General features: G+C 38.5%; 5 protein-coding genes. All 5 read right to left on the minus strand.

The annotated features are described in order from the left end of the window. A partial coding sequence (locus tag ACJML3_RS08400) for a hypothetical protein (protein WP_406022308.1) occupies positions 1–266 on the minus strand: 266 nt, incomplete at its 3' end. 102 nt (positions 267–368) lie between these two features. Then, positions 369–1,451 (minus strand): flagellar basal body P-ring protein FlgI, encoded by a 1,083-nt coding sequence (locus tag ACJML3_RS08405; protein ID WP_406022315.1) that lies wholly within the window; start codon positions 1,449–1,451, stop codon positions 369–371. A 46-nt stretch (positions 1,452–1,497) separates the two neighbouring features. Continuing rightward, on the minus strand, positions 1,498–2,187 hold the full coding sequence (locus tag ACJML3_RS08410; protein ID WP_406022310.1) for a flagellar basal body L-ring protein FlgH: 690 nt from the start codon (positions 2,185–2,187) through the stop codon (positions 1,498–1,500). 18 nt (positions 2,188–2,205) lie between these two features. Beyond that, a complete protein-coding gene (gene flgG, locus ACJML3_RS08415) occupies positions 2,206–2,994 on the minus strand; it encodes a flagellar basal-body rod protein FlgG (protein WP_219937391.1) in 789 nt (262 codons plus the stop codon). Positions 2,995–3,007: 13 nt separating this feature from the next. Then, the gene (gene flgF / locus ACJML3_RS08420; RefSeq protein ID WP_406022313.1) at positions 3,008–3,757 is read right to left on the minus strand and encodes a flagellar basal-body rod protein FlgF; all 750 of its coding nucleotides are present in this window, start codon (positions 3,755–3,757) and stop codon (positions 3,008–3,010) included. Between the last annotated feature and the right edge of the window lie 121 nt (positions 3,758–3,878).

The following is a 3,878-nucleotide window of genomic DNA, read 5'->3' on the forward strand; positions in this document are numbered from 1 at the left end:
ATTTTGGCGGTCGCATCAAGTATTTTTCCAACAGGAGCAGGAAGTACAACTGACGGTTCTATTTTCTTTTCAGACAGTAATGAGCAGATTTTATTATAATCTGAGATATCAACTACAAAAGACTGATCTGCATATTTAAAACCTTGAGCACTTGGGTTTCCATCAAGTGCAACAACAAAAAAGCCACAAGATTGAGCTGTCTTTATTGAAAACACAGATTCAAAACTTGCTCCAATTAATAGAGCTGTTTTTTTTGTACCACTCATAGAAACCTCATTGTCTTTTCTTTATTTTAATATCTTTAAAGAATAAATTGAAACCTTTGCCTTTGAGGTGAGTGGTGGGGAGGGCAAAGGCTTCAAATTCTTTTAGATTATTTCAAGCTTTCCGTCTATAGCTCCTGCATTATCTAATGCTTCAAGTACAGACATCAGATCACCTGGTGCAAGTCCAACCTGATTGATTGCTCTTACAAGATCATCTAGTGTTGCACCTGTATCTAACTTAAACATCTTGCCTTGCTTTTCTGTTACAGATATCTGTGAATCAGGAACAATTGTTGTCTGACCATTTGAAAAACTGTTTGGCTGAGATACTCTTGGATCTTCTGACACTGTAACAGTAAGTCCACCATGTGTTACGGCAACTGGCTTTAATTTTACATTGCTGCCAATAACAATAGTGCCTGTTCTTGAATTAACAACAATCTTTGCAGCATTTTCGCCTTGTTCTATTTCAAGATTTTCAAGAGTTGAAAGGTACTCTACTCTTTTTGCTGGATCACGAGGAGCACTTACTCTTATAGATGCACTGTCCTGAGCTACTGCACAGCCGTTACCATATAGATCATTGATAGAATCAACTACATTCTTTGCTGTTGTAAAATCGGCTCTGTTTAAATTGAATACAAAGAAATCTGTATCTGCAAAATTATCAGGAACTTCCCTTTCAATAATCGCACCGTTTGCGATCCTTCCAACTGTTGGTGTATTTACAGTTACCTTTGAACCATCAGCACCTTCAACACCTAAACCGCCAACTACTAAAGAGCCCTGAGCAATTGCATATACATTGCCATCTACACCTCTTAACATTGCCTGCAAAAGAGTACCGCCTCTTAATGATGAAGCTTCACCTATAGCAGAAACCGTTACATCAATTGTCTGTCCTACTTTTGAGAAGGCTGGCATTGTTGCATGAATGGCTACTGGTGCAACATCCTTGATTTTTAAGGTAGTGTTATCACTAATTTTAATGCCGAAATTATTCAGCATTGATCTGAAACTCTGCTCTGTGAATTTGGAATTCTTTTCACCAGTTCCTGATAGACCAACAACCAGACCATAACCTATAAGCTGGTTGTCTCGAATTCCACTTATTGAAGCTATGTCCTTTAATCTTGCTGCATTTGTGACAGGAGCAAAGGCTGCTGCCACAAAACACAGTGCCATTACTGACAATAATCTGAAAATCCTCTTCATACCCCACCTCAATTTACTAGAAGAATATATTCAGTGCACTGTTAAACAATCTTGAAATTAAACCACGCTCCTGAGTATCTGCAAAATCTCCAGTTCCACCATACTGAATTCTTGCATTTGCTATTCTTTGTGATGACACTGTATTATCAGAACTGATATCTGAAGGTCTTATAATACCTGTCACACGAACATACTCATTACCGTTGTTCAACATCAGCCACTTTTCACCCTGAACCTGAAGGTTACCATTAGAGTATACCTTTACAACGCTTACAGAAATTTGACCTGAAAGACTGTTTGACTGATTAGCTGAAGAATTTCCTTTGAACTTTGAGGAATTATCAGTTGATAAAGTCGGTGTCAAATTTTTGTAATGCAGATTCTTACCTGCAAGACTTATACCACCGTAACTGTTTGAGCCTGATTTATCAAGTGATGTTCCTGCACTCTTTTTTGCAGAGGTGCTTTCCTCAAGAACAACTGAAATAATGTCTCCAACCTTATGAGCTGATGTATCTGAATACATTCCGTTATTGAGGGTATATGGATTGTAGATACCACCTGTTGGAACTACATTAGTATAGTCCTCTTCAGGTAGAGCTGGAGCATACTTAGGATCATCAGGTTTCTCATTAAATGCGTTGAGAACGCAGCCTTGTAGCAGTAAAGCCTGTGATAATGCAACTACCAATAATACCTTTTTCATATTACCATCCTATCAGACTTATACAGACTGAATTAGTGAACCCATCATGCTGTCAACTGTTGTTAATACCTTAGAGTTCATTTCATATACTCTCTGAGCCTGAATAAGGTTTACTAACTCTTCGGTAACCTTTACATTTGATGTTTCAAGCATATTCTGACGGATCTGGCCCATGCCATCCTGACCGCCGATACCCTGCTGAGGAGCACCTGATGCAGTTGTCTCTAAATAGAGGTTATCACCGATTGATTCAAGTCCTGATGGATTGATAAAATCAGTTACAGTAATCTGACCGATATCCTGAGATGTATTCTGGTTTGCAACAATAACTGAAACCTGACCATCACGACCAACAGTCATAGATGTTGCATTCTCTGGGATCTGAATCTGAGGTAATAATGGGAAACCTTCACCTGATGTAACCATTATTCCTTCCTCATTCTTTGTAAACTGACCATTTCTTGTATAGGCAGTAGTTCCATCAGGAAGTTCAATTTCAAAGAAGCCTCGACCATCAATCATAAGGTCAAATGAGTTATCAGTTGACTCTACGTCACCCTGACCGAACTGTCTTTGAGTTGCAACAACCTTAGAACCACAACCTACCATTAAACCTTCAGGTAGATAGCTGTTAGCAGATGATCTGCCACCAGGCTGATTTACCTTCTGATAAAGTAAATCCTCAAAAATCGCTCTGCTGCGCTTAAAACCTACTGTTGATGCGTTAGCAAGGTTGTTAGATGTTACAGAGATATTAGTCTGCTGTGAATCTAATCCTGTTTTACTAATCCATAATGCCGGTATCATAGTTCACTCCCTGCTACTCGTAGCTTAATAATGTATTCTGTCTTTCGTCCATAGTACCTGCTGTTTCCATCATTTTTACCTGAGTTTCGTACTGTCTTTGAATGCGGATTAAGCTGGTAAGTTCTTCTACAGGATTTACATTTGAAGATTCAAGCATACCGCTTCTAACCTTCACTGTTAAATCCTGATCCATAACTGAACCGTCTATATTTCTGAATAGACCGTCATAGCCTTTTTCAATTTCTTTATAATCCTCTGGTTTTACTAGTTTGATTCTGCCAAACTGCTCGATAACATTATTGTCACCGCCCTGAGGTCTACCTGAGATTACACCATCTGTGCTGATTGCTACGCTCTCAAGCATAGCAGGCAGAAGAATAGGATCACCATCTTCATTTAACACATTAAGACCTGTTGCAGTCTTTAAGTAACCTTCAGTATCCACCTGGAAGCTGCCAAATCTTGTATAGGCTTCATTACCTTCTTTATCATTAACTGCAATAAAGCCTTCACCTTCAACGGCAATATCAAGATCTCTACCTGTAGTTTCAGCAGAACCTGCTTCCATATTCACACCAGGACGTTCTGTCATGGAGAATGCTCTAGTTGGATATGCATTAGCAAAAACTGACATGGCTCTAGCATTTTCAAAATCTGCTTTAAAACCTGTGGTATTTGCATTTGCAAGATTATTGCTTCGAACTGCAAGGCTATGGAAATTTTCCTTAGCTCCTGACATTGCAACCCACAATAATTTATCCATGATATAAACCCTCAACGAGAATTATTTAACTGAATAAACTTAAGCAAATTGCATGCCAACAAAAATAATCTATATATTTTTCAAGATCTTATTTTAAGAAGTGATTTTCTAGGGGAGATAT

The organism is Succinivibrio sp. (assembly GCF_045124615.1).
Taxonomy (GTDB): Bacteria; Pseudomonadota; Gammaproteobacteria; order Enterobacterales; family Succinivibrionaceae; genus Succinivibrio; species Succinivibrio faecicola.

Excerpts from the sequence above, each read along its gene's own strand:
- flgG (WP_219937391.1), bottom strand. The coding sequence starts at position 2,994 with ATGATACCGGCATTATGGATTAGTAAAACAGGATTAGATTCACAGCAG.
- flgF (WP_406022313.1), bottom strand. The coding sequence starts at position 3,757 with ATGGATAAATTATTGTGGGTTGCAATGTCAGGAGCTAAGGAAAATTTC.
- ACJML3_RS08405 (WP_406022315.1), bottom strand. The coding sequence starts at position 1,451 with ATGGCACTGTGTTTTGTGGCAGCAGCCTTTGCTCCTGTCACAAATGCA.
- ACJML3_RS08410 (WP_406022310.1), bottom strand. The coding sequence starts at position 2,187 with ATGAAAAAGGTATTATTGGTAGTTGCATTATCACAGGCTTTACTGCTA.